At 63.7% G+C, this 17092-nt stretch carries 9 protein-coding genes; 3 read left to right on the plus strand and 6 right to left on the minus strand.

What is annotated here, in order from left to right; translation table 11 throughout:
- Nucleotides 1-23 precede the first annotated feature (23 nt).
- From KBX14_RS08420 to KBX14_RS08430, 3 genes are read left to right on the plus strand one after another with little or no spacing between them, the layout of a single operon-like run.
- Nucleotides 24-1385 (plus strand): hypothetical protein, encoded by a 1362-nt coding sequence (locus tag KBX14_RS08420; RefSeq protein ID WP_256042304.1) that lies wholly within the window; start codon nucleotides 24-26, stop codon nucleotides 1383-1385.
- Nucleotides 1382-2386, plus strand: coding sequence for a glutamate ABC transporter substrate-binding protein (locus tag KBX14_RS08425; RefSeq protein ID WP_256042305.1), 1005 nt, complete (start codon nucleotides 1382-1384; stop codon nucleotides 2384-2386). The genes KBX14_RS08420 and KBX14_RS08425 overlap by 4 nt, the downstream gene beginning before the upstream one ends.
- Nucleotides 2373-4637, plus strand: coding sequence for a serine/threonine protein kinase (locus KBX14_RS08430; RefSeq protein WP_070361842.1), 2265 nt, complete (start codon nucleotides 2373-2375; stop codon nucleotides 4635-4637). The genes KBX14_RS08425 and KBX14_RS08430 overlap by 14 nt, the downstream gene beginning before the upstream one ends.
- Before the next feature lie 576 nt (nucleotides 4638-5213).
- Here the strand turns inward: KBX14_RS08430 and KBX14_RS08435 are convergent.
- The 6 genes from KBX14_RS08435 to KBX14_RS08460 form a co-directional block, all read right to left on the minus strand.
- The gene (locus KBX14_RS08435; RefSeq protein ID WP_256042306.1) at nucleotides 5214-5537 is read right to left on the minus strand and encodes a hypothetical protein; all 324 of its coding nucleotides are present in this window, start codon (nucleotides 5535-5537) and stop codon (nucleotides 5214-5216) included.
- Between the two features lie 540 nt (nucleotides 5538-6077).
- Nucleotides 6078-8516 (minus strand): hypothetical protein, encoded by a 2439-nt coding sequence (locus tag KBX14_RS08440; protein WP_256042307.1) that lies wholly within the window; start codon nucleotides 8514-8516, stop codon nucleotides 6078-6080.
- 13 nt (nucleotides 8517-8529) lie between these two features.
- On the minus strand, nucleotides 8530-11829 hold the full coding sequence (locus KBX14_RS08445; RefSeq protein ID WP_256042308.1) for a YPDG domain-containing protein: 3300 nt from the start codon (nucleotides 11827-11829) through the stop codon (nucleotides 8530-8532).
- A gap of 163 nt (nucleotides 11830-11992) precedes the next feature.
- Nucleotides 11993-13195 (minus strand): acetate kinase, encoded by a 1203-nt coding sequence (locus KBX14_RS08450; RefSeq protein WP_256042309.1) that lies wholly within the window; start codon nucleotides 13193-13195, stop codon nucleotides 11993-11995.
- Nucleotides 13196-14539, minus strand: a complete 1344-nt coding sequence (pta, locus tag KBX14_RS08455; RefSeq protein WP_256042310.1) for a phosphate acetyltransferase — start codon at nucleotides 14537-14539, stop codon at nucleotides 13196-13198.
- A 611-nt stretch (nucleotides 14540-15150) separates the two neighbouring features.
- The coding region (locus KBX14_RS08460) for a hypothetical protein (RefSeq protein WP_256042311.1) at nucleotides 15151-17092 on the minus strand (1942 nt) is incomplete at its 5' end.

The raw sequence follows: 17092 nt of genomic DNA on the forward strand, positions 1-17092 counted from the left end.
GGCGCGGTGGTTATGGTTGAGGAATGACTGTCACGACGCCACCTCCCAGCGACGCCTGGTTGGATGATCTTGCGCTGCATCCGCAGCAGCGCGCGTCGAGTGGGCCGATTCGCGCGGCGCGGCGCCTGGCGGACTTCGTGATCACCACGCCGGGCAAGATGCTGGCGATGATGCTGGTGCTCACGGTGGCCGTGGGCGCGATTGGGTTCGCGCAGAGCCAGTCGATGAGTAAGCGCCAGCACGCGCTCGACGTCTTGGTGCAGACCACGGAGCCGATGAACCACTCCGCGCACGTGCTGCTCACGTCGCTGTCGCAGGCGGACACGGTGGCCACGACGGGCTTCGTGCAGGCAGGGTTGATGACGCCGGATGAGGTGAAGGCGTACTTGGCGTCGATAGATCAGGCGGTGATCGCGGCGAGCGACATCTACGAGGGTGCCTCGGAGCTGACGCGGCCGGAGGACCAGGAGCGAATCCAGAACCTGGTGCGCTCCATCCAACGCGACCTGCCGCTGTACGTGGCGTTCATGGAGCGCGCGAAGGTGAACCAGCGCCTGGGCAACCCGGTGGGCGTGTCCTATATGTCGGAGGCGTCCGGCATGATGCGTGAGCGGATGATTACCTCGGCGAACACGCTGTTTGCGCTGACGCAGCGCCAGGTGGCGGTGGAGATGGTGCGCCTCAACGCGCCGCAGTGGGTGCCGCTTTCGGGTCTGGTGGCGGCGCTGTTGCTGCTGGCGGGGGCGCAGTGGTGGCTGTGGCGCACGTTCCGCCGCCGTTGGAATAAGGGCTTCGTGGCGGCGACGGCGGCGATGGTGGTGGCGCTGGCGTGGGTTGCGGGCTCGAACTTCATTTCGTGGCGCTCGGGCGTCATCGGGTTTGAGCAGGCCGCGGCGCCGCTGCGCCAGCTTACCGACGCCCGCCTCCGCGCCCAGGAGACCCGCACCGACGAGACGATGGCGCTGCTTCGCCGACAGTCCGTTGCGGAGTCGGCGGAGTCCTTCGAGTCCACGTACCAGGGGGTGAGCGCGGCGTTGGATACGGCGTCGGATGCGCCGGAGGTGGCGTCGGCAAGAAGGGCGCTGGAGCAGTGGTCGCAGGCGCATGGCGAACTCGTCTCGACGCTCGATGCCGGCCGGTTTGAGCGCGCCGTCGACGTGCTGATGGTCGATAGTGCGTACCACCCGAGCGCATCCACCGCGTACACGGAACTGGACGCGAACATGGTGGAGTTGATTGAGTCGGCGCGCGCCGAGATACGCAACTACATCCACACCTCCCTGGACGCGACAAGGCTGGTGTCGACGGTGGTCGCGCTGCTGTCGCTGCTGGCGGTCATCAGCATGTGGTTCGGTGTGCAGCGGCGATTCAGGGAGTACGTATGATGCGCAGGGCTGGCTCGTTGTTGGTGGCGCTCGCGGTGGCAGCGGGCGCAGTGGGGTGTGCGCCGCAGTCCTCGCTGGAAGAGCTGCCGACGGGGGCGGCGTCCACGGCGCACGAGGCAATCCCGTTGCCGCCCGGCGCGCTGCTGGACGGGGCGGGCAAGCAGCCGTCGATGGAGTTTGTGCCGCACGGCCTGGACTGGGAGGGCTCGCTGCGCCCACGCGCAGCCACTCCGGAAGATGACCCTGCCCTGGAGCAGATCCGGGAGCGCGGCCGGCTCATCGTGGGCGTGGAGCAGTCCCAGTACCTGCTGTCCTACCGCGATATGGTGCGCGGGCAGCTTCGCGGGTTCGAGGTGGAGCTGGCCCGGGAGATCGCCCGCGACCTTTTCGACGACCCCGAGGCGGTGGACTTCCGCTTCGTGGACTCGGCCTCGCGTGCGGAGCTGCTCCGGGAGGGGCGCGTGGACATTGTGATCAGGACGATGTCCATTACCCCGGAGCGCGCCTCCAAGGTGGCGTTCTCCACCCCTTACCTGAAGTCCCAGGTCAGGGTGCTGGCCCCGATCGATCGCGGCATCACGAGCATGGACGACCTGCCCGAGCGCACCGTGTGCGTCGTCGACCGCACGACGCTGCTCAACATCGTGCGCACCCTCGCGCCGCAGTCCCCGGTGTTGCGCACCCGCTCCTGGTCCGACTGCCTCATGGCCACCCAGCAGTTCCAGGCCGACGCCATCATCGCCGACGACGCCATCCTCGCCGGCATGCTCGCCCAGGACCCGCACACCGATATCCTGCCGGACGTGCTGGCCACCCAGTACTATGCCGTCGGCATCCCGCTTGAGCACGACTCAGTAGTGCGGCAAGTCAACGCGACCATCGAGCGCATCCGCACCGACGGCACCTGGCACCGCATGTTCCAGGAGTGGCTGGCGGATTCCACCACAGACCCCTACCCCCCACCGCTGATGTACCGGGAGGAACCCAATGAGCACGAATGACCCAGGCACCGAGGCCGTCGCCTTCGACCCCTTCGCCGACGACGACGATGACGACGACCTCTTCGAGTACGACGACTCCATGTCCGCCCTCCTCGAAGACCTCGAGGCGCTGCGGCAGGAGAAGCGGCAGGAGGATACCTCGCAACGCTCGCGGCGCCGCGCACTCGACCGGTTCCGCGAACTGCGCGGCACGCAGCGCGAAACCCGCACCGTCGCCGACGGCATGGTCGAACTGCCCTGGGTCCACCCCATCAACCCCACCGACGCCCTTCGGGACCCATCCACCTTCGAAGGCGTCCCCGCCCCGGCGCTGAAGCCCGGCGACCTGGTCGCCGAACAATACGAAGTGCTCGGCACCATCGTACACGGCGGCATGGGCTGGATCTATTTAGCCGCCGACCACTTCGTCTCCGGGCGAAACGTGGTACTCAAGGGGCTGCACTCGGCCCGCAACAAAGACGAGGAAGCCGCCGCCGTCGCCGAGCGCGAGTTCCTCGCCGACATCACCCACCCCGGCATCGTGAAGATTTTCAACTTCATCGACGACCCACGCGTGCCCGGCGGGTTCATCGTGATGGAGTACGTAGGTGGGCCGTCGATAAGCAGGTGCGACGTTGACATCGCGATCGCCTACATCCTCGAAGTGCTGCCCGCGCTCGACTACTTGCACTCGCGCGGCGTCGTGTACAACGACCTGAAGCCCGACAACATCATCGTCACCGAAGACCAGGTCAAACTCATCGACCTCGGCGCGGTCTCCGGCATCGGCTCCTACGGCTTCATCTACGGCACCAAAGGCTACCAAGCGCCCGAAGTAGCTACCGACGGCCCCTCCGTCCAATCCGATATCTACACCATCGGCCGCACCCTCGCTGCCCTCATCATCGACCTCCCACACGACGCCGACATCCCCACCCCCACCACCGAACCCCTCTTCCGCCGCTACATCTCCCTCTACCGACTCATCGCCCGCTGCTGCGCCCCCAACCGCGACGACCGCTTCGACTCCGTCACCCAACTCGAAGCCCAACTCCTCGGCGTCCTGCGCGAAGTGCTCGCCATCCGCGACGGCCGCACCTTCCCTGCCCAACACTCACTTTTCTCCCCGCAGCGCCGCACGTTCGGCACCAAGCACGTCGTCTTCCGCACCGACCAACTCATCGACGGCATCACCCGCACCGTCACCATCACGCCCCAGGAAGTCAACATCGCCCTGCCCGTCCCACTTGTCGACGCCACCGACCCCGGCGCCGCCACCCTCCAAAGCACCACCTACTCCGAACCCTCCGAAACCCTTGCCGCCCTGCGCCAAGCGCTTGCCGAGGACCGCCACCCCGACTCCATCGAAATCCCCTTCGCCGTCGCCCGCACCCTCCTCGACCTCGGCTTCACCACCCAAGCGCGCACCTGGCTCGACTCACTTGACGAGGGCCTTCGGAAGAACTGGCGCTACCACTGGTACACCGGCATCACCAACCTGCTGACCAGCAAATACACCGACGCCCAGGTCTCCTTCTCCCGCGTCCTGCAAATCCTGCCCGGCGAATCCGCCTCCAAACTAGCGCTTGCCGCCGTCGCCGAACTCCTCCTCCAATCCGCCGACCTCCACGACACCGCGTTGCTGGAACCCCGCGTCGCCCGCGGCGCCGCCGGCATGAACCGCCACCTCGACGAACTCCCCAACACCGTCTTCGAACACCTCCACGAAACCGGCTCCCTCGACCCCGACTGGTCCATGGTCACCACCAACCCCGCCATGCTGCGCTTCCACGCCATCCGTCTCTACGCCCTGGTCTGGAGCACCAACCCCACCACCGTCTCCTCCGCCTTCGGCCTGGCCCGCCAACTCATGCACGAAAATCAACCCGAGCTTGCCGCCGCTGCCCTGGACCGCGTCCCCGTCGCTTCCCGACACAACCGCCTCGCCCAACTCACCTCCATCCTCAGCCTGGTCACCGACCCCACCGAGCCGCGCATCCGCGAGGCCGCCCTTCGCCTCCAACGCATCCCCAACACCGAACCCCGCTACCTCCAGATCAAGGTCTTCATCCTCCGCGCCGCCCTCACCTACACCCTCGACGGCCACCACCCCGACCCCTCCCCCATCCTGGACACGAGGTTCACCGCGCACGAACTCCAAAACGAACTCGCCAGGACCCTGCGCGCCCTGGCCAGAGTGGCGCCCTACCTCCAACACCGCTTCGACCTCGTGGACATGGCCAACAAGATCCGTCCCGTGACGTGGTTCTAGGGTTTGCTTGGGTTTCTAGGCTTTCGGGTGCTGCGCGCACCACATTCCAGGGTTTCGGCGGGCGGGTTTTACGTTTGCCCAGGTCGTTGGTTTCTCGGGAGTGAATTTGGTGCGCGCCTCACTCGGCCCTGCACCACATTCCGGGATTTCGGCGGGCAGGTTTTGCGTTTCCCCAGGTCGTGGGTTTCTCGGGAGGGAATTTGGTGCGCACCCCACTAGGGGCGTCGAGCGTACACCCCTCTCACCCGAGAATTTCCCATTATCCACCTACCCGCATCAGGACTTATCCAGCTGGTCACATTTTCAATTGCACGCAACGCGCGATCAACATTTTCAAGCTCCACCTCGCGATCCGCCTTGACTAGGGGCTCGTGATGGGCACACCGGTTCCTCAACCGATAAACAATCTGTATCTCGCTTACAAACTCTTCAATAGAATGACGATGTTTAATGGCCGAGATAAGCTTCGGGTGGATAGTCGCACTATGTCGGTTATCAAAAATGTGAACCCAGAAATCGAGTGCCAACTCTACAATCACCCGCCCCGGAGGCGGATCCACTTCTCCCGCACGCCTTTTAGCCTTTGCTATACCCCCGCTTGTCAATGCTATTAAAGTTCAGCCCAGCGGGATTCGACGAAGAGTTTATATTGCCATACCACCTCTCCCCCCAAGCTTTAACAACACATCGATCAATCCAATTGCGCAGCAGTACTTCAAAATGCTCAATGTCTTCAAGGAATGCTTTGGCCAGTTGTGCATTCCAAAGGTATAAGTCGACAGGATTTTTCTGGCCCGAAAAGGTCTCCATACGCGGAACCGAGAACCAACACTCTAGGTCAGCGAGCGAAGCGGAGACTTCCGGGTTCTGACAGATCGGCTGGTTCTCTCGTACAGTCATAGCGCGAAGTATATATACCAAACGATATTGGCGTTAGTGTCACTCCATTGACTTACTCCTTCGAATCCGATAGCCTCGACCAACGAAGGCCCCAGGACGATCCCTGCATTAAGTTGCAAATCGCTGGGGTCATTGCTTTTCCGTCTCTACCTGGCACCACATTCCAGGATTTCGGCGGGCAGGTTTTACGTTTTCCCAGGTCGTAGGTTTCCCGGGAGGGAATTTGGTGTCTCCGCCTGAGGCGCCGGTGCCAAAAGACGCATTCGCCTTTTATCTTGTCCTTTTACTACCAGCACGTTTGAACATCTGGTCCAATTCGAGTTGCGTCCCTTGGCACCGCCTCCTAGCAAGGCGCACCACATTCCAGGATTTCGGCGGGCAGGTTTTGTGTTTCCCCAGGTCGCGGGTTTCTCGGGAGGGAATTTGGTGCGCATCCCACCCGGCCCGACACCAAATTCCTCAATTTCCCCTACCCCAAAGAAATTCCCCCAGGTCACAATCTGGACCTGGGGGAATTTGGTACAAACCCAATCAGCGAGCTTAGAAGCCGCCTAGGCCGACGGCTGCGGCCACAATACCGAGCAGCGCCAGCAGGCCGACAACGATGCCGGCGATGGCACCGCCGGACAGGCCACCCGTTTCCCCACCCTTGCCTGGGTTCTGCTGCTGCGCAGTCGAAGGCGCAGGGTGGGCGGTTGGGCGAGTGGTCGGCTTGGCAGGGCGCGCGGGAGCCGGGGCGTCGTAGGTTCCGCTCGGCGCGGCGTTCAGTGAGGTCACTGGTGCTTGGCCGGCGCGGGTCGGGATGACGGCGTTGGCCTGGGTTGCCAGCGGCTTGGTTGGGCGTGGCCCGGCACCGCCTTTCGCCTTGCCCACGGTCTGCTCTGCCCGCTTGAGCAGGTCGGACTTCTTCTTGCGAAGTTCCCGTATGAGCTTCGCGGTGTCTTCGCCGTTGTAGTTGAGGGCGGAGAACTCGATGGTTTCGTCGGCGACGATATCGTTGTCCTGGTTAAACACCCGGAATGTGATCGGCATGGTGGAGCCGGTGTAGCCGGCGGTGTTGGTGATCGGGACGCTGATGGGCAGTTTGGACTCGTCACTGAGGGCGCCTTCGATGGTGTATTCCTGCTCGTAGCGGCCTCCTGGGTAGGTGGCCTGGAGGCGGAACTTGTGGATGTCGATGCCCAGGTTGGACAGCTCCAAGGCGATCTTGGAGTCGGTGCGGTTGGCGATGATGATGTTGCCAGCGCGCTCCTCGTTGCGCACGCGCAGGCCGGCCTTGCCGTTGTTGAATTCGGCGGAGTAGACCTCGAGTTCGCGGACGGTTGGTTCGTCGTCGGCGTGTTCGTGGTCGTCGTGGCCGGGGGTGCCGGTGGTGCCGTTGGCGCGGCCGATTTGGCCGCCGATGAAGGCGAGGTTTGGCCAGTCGGGGTCGATGTCGTAGTCGCCGGTGTAGCACTGGACGGTCTGGCATGCCTTCGGCAGCTTGCCCGTCGGACGAGAGCGCTCGTTGGAGTAGCGGAAGTCAGTGAACTGGTAGAGGTAGTTCATGACTGAGAGGTAGCCGGGCACGTAGTCAGAGATTGGGCGGCTGGTGTCGGCGAGTGGCCCGGAGTGGGTCAGGCCAAGGTTGTGACCGAACTCGTGCAGGATGGTGTTGCGCAGCTGGTCTTGCGAGGTCATCATGCGGTTCTTTGCGACGTAGAAAGCGCCGTCCCCGATCAGTGCGTTGCCTGAGGAGAAGTTGGTGCGGGTTTGTTGGTCGCCGATGACGCCGACGCGGAACACGGTCTGGCGTCCGTTGAGGAGGCGGTCGCGGTCCTCGAGCATCTTGATACCAGGGACTTTGCCTTCGAAGTAGTACGGGGTGAAGTCTTCGGTCGGGCCGCCTTGTGGGTGCTCGAGGCGCATTGGGTTGTAGTAGTCGCCGGCGTCGATGTGCAGATTGATGTTCTGCTGTGCGAAGGCGTCAACGAGGTCGTTGAGGGTTTGGCGCGACGGGCGGTACACGTTGGTGTTGGCTTCGGAGCAGTCGAGGAACTTGCGGAAGTCTTCCTCGGTTGGCGCGTATTTGCGCTGCTCGGAGCACTTCTTGGTTTCCCATTCGGACTTCATCCAGTTGAGTTGGAGGAAGAGGTCGACCTTCTTGGGGTCGGCGCCCCACTTCTGGAGTGGGAAGATCTTGCCGTTTTCGTCGGTGAAGCCGTTTTCTTCCCATTCGTCGGGGAAGCCGTCGCCGTCGGTGTCGATGGTGCCTTGGGCGACGTCGAGGGTCATAGCGGTGGTGGCGCGCAGCGTGCCGTCGGCGGGTACGTCTTGTTCCCAGACGCCGGCGACGAAGTGGGCGTCGTCACCTGTGCCGCCGTTGATGGCGTCGTGGCGCTGTTCGCCTTTGCCCTTGCTGGTGGCGCCCATGAAGTCGACGCTGATTTTGTAGGCGTTGCTGACGTCGACGTGGTAGCCGTCGCCGCGGGGGACGCCGGTGACTTGGAAGTCGCGGTCGATGATGCCGCTAGCCATTTCGACGCGCATGTTGGCGGCCTGACCGGTGGTGTTGCGCAGGTCAACGGTGACTTGGATGGAGTCGTCGCCGACGATGAAGGTGCGGGTCATCTCGACGCCCGAGTTGGGGTCGGTGTGGCGCAGCACGACCCGGTCGGTGTTCCCGACGGGCTTCGCTTCGACAACTTCGGTGGCGTTGCCGACGTAGCTCATGGGCGAGCCGTTGACGGCGCCGTCGATGTAGAAGGCGTTCTGCAGCAGGCGCGTGGTGCTTTCTGGATGGTTGAAGTACATCCAGGACACGCGCGCTTTGTTCACGTCGACGCGGAAGTTGCCGCTATCGGAGTCGCGGTTGACACCGATGGCGAAGCTGCCTGGGGTAATGGCCGCATCCGCGTGTGGGGCCACGACGATGCCTGCGGCGACGCTAACGCCTGCGAGTATCGCTGCGATGCGTTGTTTGTTGGTTTTGCCGGTCACTGTCGTTGTCCTCTCAGCGCTGCTGGTTGATTGGGAATGCTAGGAATGTGCGGAAAAAGTCGCGGTGCTCGTACAGGGAGTACCCGAGCCCGCCCAGGAAGGCGAGGAGGCCGAGCACGAAGCCCGCGATCTTCGCGCCTGGCGGAATCTCACTGCTTGTCGACGACCCCTTCTCCACCTCCTGCGGCCCCTTCACCACCTGCACTCGGAGGAGCTTGGTGGCCTGGGAGCCGTCCGCGAAGCTGACCACGACCGGGACTGGCACGATGCCAGGTGCCGTGCCAGCAGGCGGCGTGATGGTGAGTTCGCCGGTGGTGGCGTCAATGCCGACCTTCCAGTCGGCGAGCGCCTTCGGCAGCTGGCCGAGGGCAAACGCCTCCTTGGCGGCCCCGGCTGGCTTCGGCACTACGTAGGTGGTCGCCTTGCCCGGGTAGGCCTTGATGGTGTCGGTGAACTCCGGGGTGGCTTCGGCCAGGGACGGTTTGCCGTCGGTGGTCAGCACGGAGATGCGTGCGTTCGCGATGGTCGTGGAGCCGTCCGGGAAGTTGATGCGCACCGGGACTTCGCGTACGCCGGGGACTGCGTTCGGGCGGGCGCCGACGGTGAGGGCTCCGGTGGTGGCGTCGATACGCGTGTCGAGGCCGCCGACTGGGTTGAGCAGCGAGTAGTGCGCGCCCTTCAGCGTCGGGGTGAGCGTGACGGTTTCGCCTGCGCGGACCTGGGTTGGGTCGTACGCGTTGGAGACTGCCCCGCCCATCGCCTTGACGGCGGTGGCTTGCGCCTCGACGAGCTTCTGGGAGCCGTCCTCGAAGGTGACCACGATCGGGATCATGGTGCGGTCCCCTACGTGCGCCGATGCGGGGGCGGCGACGGTGAGTGCGCCGGTGGTCGCGTCGACGGCGGCCTTCCAGCCCTCCGCGGCGAAGTCGGCGGAGATGGCGTAGGTGGCTCCCTTCGGTGCGACCTTCGGCTCATGGGTTACGGCGTTGGCGCCGATGGCCACGCCGATCGGGGTCCAGGACGGTTGCTCGCGGTGCGCCTGCGAGTCGCGGGCGACGTTGAGCTGCACTACCTTCGAGCCACCGTCGGAGAAGTTGATGCGCACGCCGAGGTCGTAGCCCTGGCCGGGCTTGGCGTCCTTCGGCAGGGTGACCTTGATCTGGCCGGTCTTTTCGTCAACGTCCACGCGCAGGCCAGCCACGCCGCCGAGCGCCGCTGCGCCTTCCGGTTCGAATTTCACGCCGGTCGGGATGTCGCCCTTCGGGGTGATGGTGACGGTGCCGTCGTCGCCGACGACGGCGTCCTCGAAGTCCAGGTTGGACGTGTAGGCCTGCGGTTTCGCGTCGCGCACGCCGATTACGGCCACGACCGTCTTGTGGGACCCGTCCGCGTACCGCGCAACGACTTCCACGTTCAGCGGTTTCGCGTCCTGCGCTGGGGCGGTGGCGGTGATGGTGCCGGTGGTGGCGTCGATAAACAGGTCCCAGCCCTGCAGCTTGGAGGCCTTCGTCAGGATGGCGAACTCGGGGTCGGAGGCAGGGTCGAAAGGCTCGGTGAGGTTGACCTTGATGGTTTCGCCTTCGAAGGCCTCGCGGCGCTCGTACTCAAACTTCTGCGTCTGCGCGAACTGCGGCGCGAGCACCTGGAAGCGCGCGATGATCTCCTTCGTGCTGCCGTCCGGGTAGGTGACGGTGACGGGCACATCGATGGGCTTTCCAACCTCGGCATCCAGGTCCGCGGAAAGGGTGATCTGGCCCGTGTGCTGGTTCAGCTTCACGCCTTCGGACTTCGTGCTAAACGACGCCTCCTTCGGCAACGGCTGGCGCTCAAAAACCATGCCGTTGTAGCCCAGCTTCGCGTACGGCGCAGGTGAGGTGGCGGTGCCGCCGGCGCGGACGTAGGTGTCCGCGTAGGAGGACTCGTAACGTACGGAGTCCTTGACGGCTGTAGTGACCTCGACGGTGATGGTGTCCTGCTCGCCCTTCTCAGTGCGAACCTTCATGGTGTAGGTGCCCGGCTTCGCGTCACGCGACGGGGCGGCGTACACGGCGCCGTTGGCGAAGACGGTGAACCAATCCGGGTTCCCGGGCTCCGCGAGCACGCGCACGCCCTGCGTGGAGCGGACAGGGGTCACGCCGGTTTCCTCGCCTGCGCGGACCTTGATGGGGTTCCACTCGAACTGGTCCGGGGCAACGGGGCCCTCTGGGTCCGATGGGTCTGCTGGGTCCGACGGATCTGCGGGCTCGGACGGCTCACTTGGCTCACTTGGCTCACTTGGCTCCGGTGCGTTCTCGTCCACCGTCAACTCGAAGGAATCACGCTTGTGCGTGCCATCCTCCGTGACCTTGTCCACGACGACCTCGGAGGTGCCCTCCTTCGTCGGCGTGCCGACGATCGCGTTCTGCTCACCGTCGTACTTCAGGCCATCGGGCAGGCCCTCGACCTCCACGGAGGAAGCGTCCTCGACGTCGAGCGGGATGTGCACGTCGGTGCCGGGGCGCACTGGCGGGACTTCGGAAGGTGCGATGTCGGCGTCCTCCGGCTCGCCGAGCTCAGCCGAGTCGGCGACCGTGATGGTGAACGTTTCCTCGAGCGGGTCGCCTGCGCCGGTGACGCGTGCAGTCACGTTGAACGTGCCGGTCTCAGTTGGACGGCCGTTGATAAAGAGATAGGAGCCGGAGCCAAGGCGGGTCTGGGCGGAGGTGCTCAGGCCCGCGGGCAAGCCCTCCAGCTCGATGACGGCGTCAGCCGGGACGTTCCACGCCATCACGCGGCGCGGCTGGATCAGGCGGCCCTCCCAGTACTTCTGGTCCTTGATGGGCTCGATGGTTGGGCCATCCGCAAGGGTGACGTTGGCTTCGACGTCCTTGGTGGACTCGTCAGCAAAGGTGATGGTCACCGGCACCTTGAACGTAGTGGTTTCGATGCCTTCGCCGGCGGTGGCATTGAGGGTGCCGTCGTCGGAAAACGTGAGGTGCCAGCCGGTGGGCGTCGAAAAGCCCTCCTTGAGCTCCCACTTGACGGGGGTACCGATCTTGTTCCAGGCGGCGGTCCAGAAGTTACGCTTCAGCTGCGGCTTCGACGTTGCGGTCTCACCGGGCGCGACGACGAGGTCCGCGAACGTGACGTCCGTACGGGCCGCCTCAGTGCGTGGCGTTTTCCATGATGTGGACTCAGCAGTGGGCTCCTGCGCCGTGGCTGTGCCTGCCACCGCCGGAACACCGCTGATTACTAACGATGCCCCAAGTGCGCATGCCGCTACCGACACCCCACCTCGCCGCTTCGCCCCGTTGCGACCGCTCACGTTGCCCATCATCGTTCCTTCTTAAAACTGTCCGTAAATTGCTAAACGCTACTCAGTGTACTCACTATGCAGACATTTGCTTTTACAGCTGTTGACATGCCGTTTTAAATTCTAACGAATAACGGCCATACAACAAAGGTGTTGAACAATAGCGGGACGCAGCCCACCACGGCTAGGCCTGACGCGCGAGCGCCGCCGCCTTTTGCGCGATGGCGAGCTCCTCATTCGTCGGCACGACAAGCACTTTCACGCGAGAGTCGTCAGCGGAGATGATGCGCGGCCCGTCGTTGGGCAAGGAGTTGCGCTCGGGGTCGATCTTCACGCCGAAGGCCTCCATATTGTCCAGGGCGTCCGCGCGCACGAACTTGTCGTTCTCGCCCACGCCCGCGGTGAACGTGATCGCGTCCACCCTGCCCAGCGCCACCATGTAACTGCCGATGAAGCTGCGCAACCGGTTGATGTAGACGTTGTAGGCGAGCCAGGCGTCGCCGTCCTCGTTTTCGATCATGGCGCGCAGCTCGCGGAAATCGTTGACGCCGGCCAGGCCCTTCACGCCAGAGCGCTTGTTCAGGAGCTCGTCGATTTCGTCGATGCTCATGCCGCCGTGGCGCGCCAGGTGGAAGATGATGCCCGGGTCGATGTCCCCGGAGCGCGTACCCATGACTAGGCCCGCGAGCGGGGTGAGCCCCATCGACGTATCGATCGCGTGCCCATTCGCCACCGCCGAGCATGACGCCCCGTTACCCAGGTGCAGCACGATCTGGCGGGTGTGATTCGGGTCGGACCCGATCAGCCCCGGCACCTGGCCCGAGACGAACTCGTGGGAGGTGCCGTGGAAGCCGTAGCGGCGGATCTGGTTCTGACTGGCTACGTCCGCGTTGATGGCGTACAGCGCCGCGGCCGGCGGCAGGGAGTGGAAGAAGCCGGTGTCGAAGACCGCGACGTGCGGGATGTCCGGCAGCAGTTCGCGGGCAACCTCGATGCCGTCGATGTTCGCCGGGTTGTGCAGCGGCGCCAGCGACACTAGGTCCCGGATCATGTCGACGACCTGGTCCACGATGATTTCAGGCTGGCTGAACACCATGCCGCCGTGCACCACTCGGTGCCCCACCGCCACCACGTCTAGGTCTTTCGGGCTCACGCCGCGCAGCGCCAGGCGGTGAAACGCCTCCTCCAGCCCGTCTTTGTGCGTCGGGATGGATTTTTGCAGCACCCAGCGGTCCTCGCCGTGCTTGATGGTGATGCGGCCTTGGGGTTCCCCGATTTGCTCGACAAGCCCGGCAACGAACGGGGCGTCCGAGGCATCTGAATTCGGGTCCACGATCTGAAACTTCACCGAGGAGGAACCAGAGTTAATCACCAGTACGTAGCTCATTTACTTCACCCCTGCCTGAATCGCGGTCACGGCCACAGTGTTCACAATGTCATCGACCGTCGCGCCGCGCGAAAGGTCGTTGACCGGCTTGTTCAGTCCTTGCAGAATCGGGCCAACCGCCAGCGCGCCGCCAGTGCGCTGCGCGATCTTGTACCCGGCGTTGCCCGCCTCAAGATCGGGGAAGATGAACACGTTCGCTTGCCCCGCCACCGGGGAATCGGGGGCTTTCTGCTTCGCGACGCCCCCATCGCACGCAGCGTCGAATTGAAGGGGGCCGTCGATAATTAAGTCGGAATTAATAGCACGGGCGGCGGCGACGGCCTCGACTGCACGTTCCACGTCGGGACCCGCGCCGGAGGTGCCCGTGGCGTACGAGAGCACCGCAACCTTCGGGGCAATACCGAATTGAGCGGCGGTCAACGCGGAGCTGACGGCGATCTCGCCGAGCTGCCGCGCGGACGGGTTCGGGTTCACAGCGCAGTCGCCAAACGCCCACAGCCGGCCCTGCATCACCATCAGGAAGATCGACGAGACCACCGAGGCCTCCGGGCGCGTCTTGATGATCTGGAACGCCGGCTTAATCGTCTCCGCCGTGGTGTGCACCGCGCCGGAGACCATGCCGTCCGCGCGCCCGGTGTGCACAAGCATCGTGGCAAAGTAGGAGACGTCCCGCATCACCTCGCGGGCCTGCTCCAGGGTCACGCCCTTGGATTTGCGCAGCTCGGCGAAGGTCTGCGCGAACCCCTCAGACAGGTCGGAGGTGCGGTGATCCAGTAGCGTCGCCCCCGACACGTCCAGCCCAAGCTCCCGCGCCTTCGCGGTGATCGCATCCACGTCCCCCAGCAGCGTCAGCTTCGCGACGCCCCCCTCCAACAACCTGTGCGCCGCCTCAAGCACGCGGGGATCCTCACCCTCCGGCAGGACAATGTGCGCGCCGACCTCGCGGGCCTGGCCCAACAGGTGAGAGCCAAAGACCAGTGGGGACATCACCGGCGCGACCTCCGGAATGGTGAGGTCGGCCGCCTCCTGCACGTCCGTGACCGTTGCGAGCAGCGTTGCTCCGTGGCGTTCCACCGTCCGCTGCGCGAGGGTGGCGCGCTGCGGGGCGTCGATAAGCACGACGACCGCCGCACCAAGAGCCGCAGCGAGCTCCGCGTCGAAGGAACACTCCCCCTGCCCCACGAACAAGGTGGGCTGTTCCTGGCAGGCGCAGTTGGCGTAGGCCTCGGCGAGCGTCTCCCCCGTGACGCGGATGGTGCGCAGGCCATGCTGCGCGGCGAGCGCGTCAGCATCAGCACTGCTGAGGTTCGTGTTAGTGCAAGTAAGCAGTAGATGATGAGCCATAACCCAACCTTTAGAATCGTGGCGGACATAAATGCGTATCATTCTACAGCCACACCACGACAAGCGGGCGCACAAATGGGGTCCAGTTCACATTTGATTGATTTCTGGTGCTGGGTCTCACTTGCGGCGGTGGGTGGTCGCGCTGGAGCGCTGGCTTGCTGGTTCGCCTTTCCAAAAAGTTCCCGCGCCCGGGAACCATTTTCGGTTTTGGGCCGGTTTCGGTCGACCAACGCTTATGTTTCCCCAGGTCGGGACGCATGTCCACGAAGATTGTTCCCCGTTCACAGTTGAGCCTGGGAACTTTTCGGGGTTGGCGGGGTGGCGCTCCATGGTCTTCGTTCGTGTCGAGGTCTTAAAGGAGTGCGACGCTGGTCGCCGAAAATCGCCCCGGGCCGGCGAGAATGCGCGACCTGCATCGCACGCTTCTAATCCCACGCTTCGAGCAATTTGAGGCGCGGGCGCGCGACGAGCCGCTACCACGCCCGTAAGAATGCAAAAAGCTGCCGCCCGCCACAAATGGCGGACAGCAGCTTTTCGCTTCTCAAAGAGCGATCAGTAAGCGTTTAGCTCGCTGTCTCCCACAAGGAGTGACTGTGAGCTAAACGTGTCCCTTACTTCTGCTCCTTCTCCGACGACAGCTTCGTCGTCTTGCCGGAAGAACCCTTCAGCTCCAGGTCCTTGACCGAGGAGGAAGGACCGCCAGGCTTGCAGTTGTCGTAAATGATCGTGCCGGCCAGGATACCAGCCGCGATCAGTGCGATACCGCCGACGACCATGCCCAGATCCGCACCAACGGTACGCAGCTGCGCATTGATCTGCTCAACCTGCTTGGCCATCTCCGGGTTGAAGATGCCAGCCTGCTGCTGGATGCGGGTGTTCGCAGCCTGCAGCTGAGCGCTTGCCTGTGCGGCGAAATCGCTCAGGCCAGGGATCTGAATCTGGGAAGCCAGACCCAGTGGCAGCAGCGCGATCAGCGGCAGACCGAAGCCCACAGCGGATGCGGCACAGCGACCAGCGTTGATCTTGCCATCGTTGCCGTCGAATGGGTTGAGGCCCTTCTTCAGCTCATCGCCGTTGTTCACGCCGTCGCCATCGAAGTCACCGTCCGCATCCAGGATGGACTTGCCGTCCTGGCCAACCAGGGTGAAGGACGCCTTCACACCAGTGTGCTCGCCGGTGCTGTTCTTCACGGTGACATCCACCGATGGGTTTGCAAGCGGTGCAAACTTCTTCGTGAAGTCGTCCCAGCCCTTAGCGTCAGCCGTCTTGAAGGCCTTCATGAGGTCCTCCGTCGACGGTGCCTGACCAGTGACATTCGCGGAAGCTTCAGTGTTGATGTCCCACTTCGCACCGTGCAGCTCGCCGCCGTTGCGCTTGGTGATCGTCGCCGTCGTGCCCTTCGGCGTATCGACGGCCTCTCCGACCTTCTCGCCGTCCTTCTTGTTCAGCTGAACCTTGGCAGTACCCGTGGCACCCGGCCTGACGTCGGTCTTCGGGTAGGACGCCACAACGTTGTCACCGAGCTTGTCACCCTCGGATGGGTCGGTTTGGTCACCGGTTCCCGGCTTGTTTTCCTCGCCACCTGGGTTCTGGGCCTTGTCGACCTCGATCTCGATCTCAGCCTTGCCACCAGGCAGGTCCGGATCCTCGACGACCAGCTTAATCGGTCCTTCGACATCCTTACCAGGTGTGACGTAGACCTTGCCGTCGTCGCCGACGCGGACCGGCACGTCCTTGCCGTTCTTGTCGGTTGCAGACTCCTTGGTGTCGCCATCCTTGTTGTTAATGATGACGCCGGTGTCCTGCTCCTTTCCGTTCGGCACGACGGGCTTCTTGCCGTCAGCGTTGACGTTGGTCTCTGCCTTGCCGTTGTCGTCGCGACCCTTCTCGTGGCCATTGACGTCAATCTCAACCTGAGTCTTGCCTTCAGGAAGACGTGGGTCCTCGATTGTCACCGTAATCGGGCCATCAACGTCCTCACCAGGCGTGACGACAACGTTACCGTCCTTGTCGATTTCGACCGGGACGTCCTTGCCATCCTCGTCCTTCGCGGAGATCTTGGTGTCCTTGTCAGGATTCTGAACCTTGACACCAGTGTCCTGCTTCTCGTTGGTCGGGTCGACCGGCTTCTTGCCGGAATCATCAACCTTGAAGTCAGAGTTGTTGTCATCGCGACCCTTCTCATGACCGTTGACCTCAACCTCGACCTCGACCTTGCCACCAGGCAGGTCAGGGTCGGTGACCGTCACCGTGATTGGACCATCAACATCGGTACCTGGAGTGACGTGGACGTTGCCGTTCTCATCAATCTCGACTGGAATGTCCTTGCCATCCTCGTCCTTCGCGGTAACCTCTGTGTCCTTGTCCTCGTTGTGGACCTTGATACCGGTGTCTTGTTTGTCGTCAGTCGGGTTAACAGGCTTTGTACCAGTTTCGTCGACTGTGGTCTTCGGCGTCTCCGGCTGCTTCTCCGAGCCGTTGTCGTCAACACCCTTCTTGTGGCCGTTGACCTCAACCTCAACATCCTGCTTGCCACCGTCAAGATCCGGATCC

It is taken from the genome of Corynebacterium sp. CCUG 61414, assembly GCF_024453945.1.
Lineage (GTDB): Bacteria > Actinomycetota > Actinomycetes > Mycobacteriales > Mycobacteriaceae > Corynebacterium > Corynebacterium pseudogenitalium.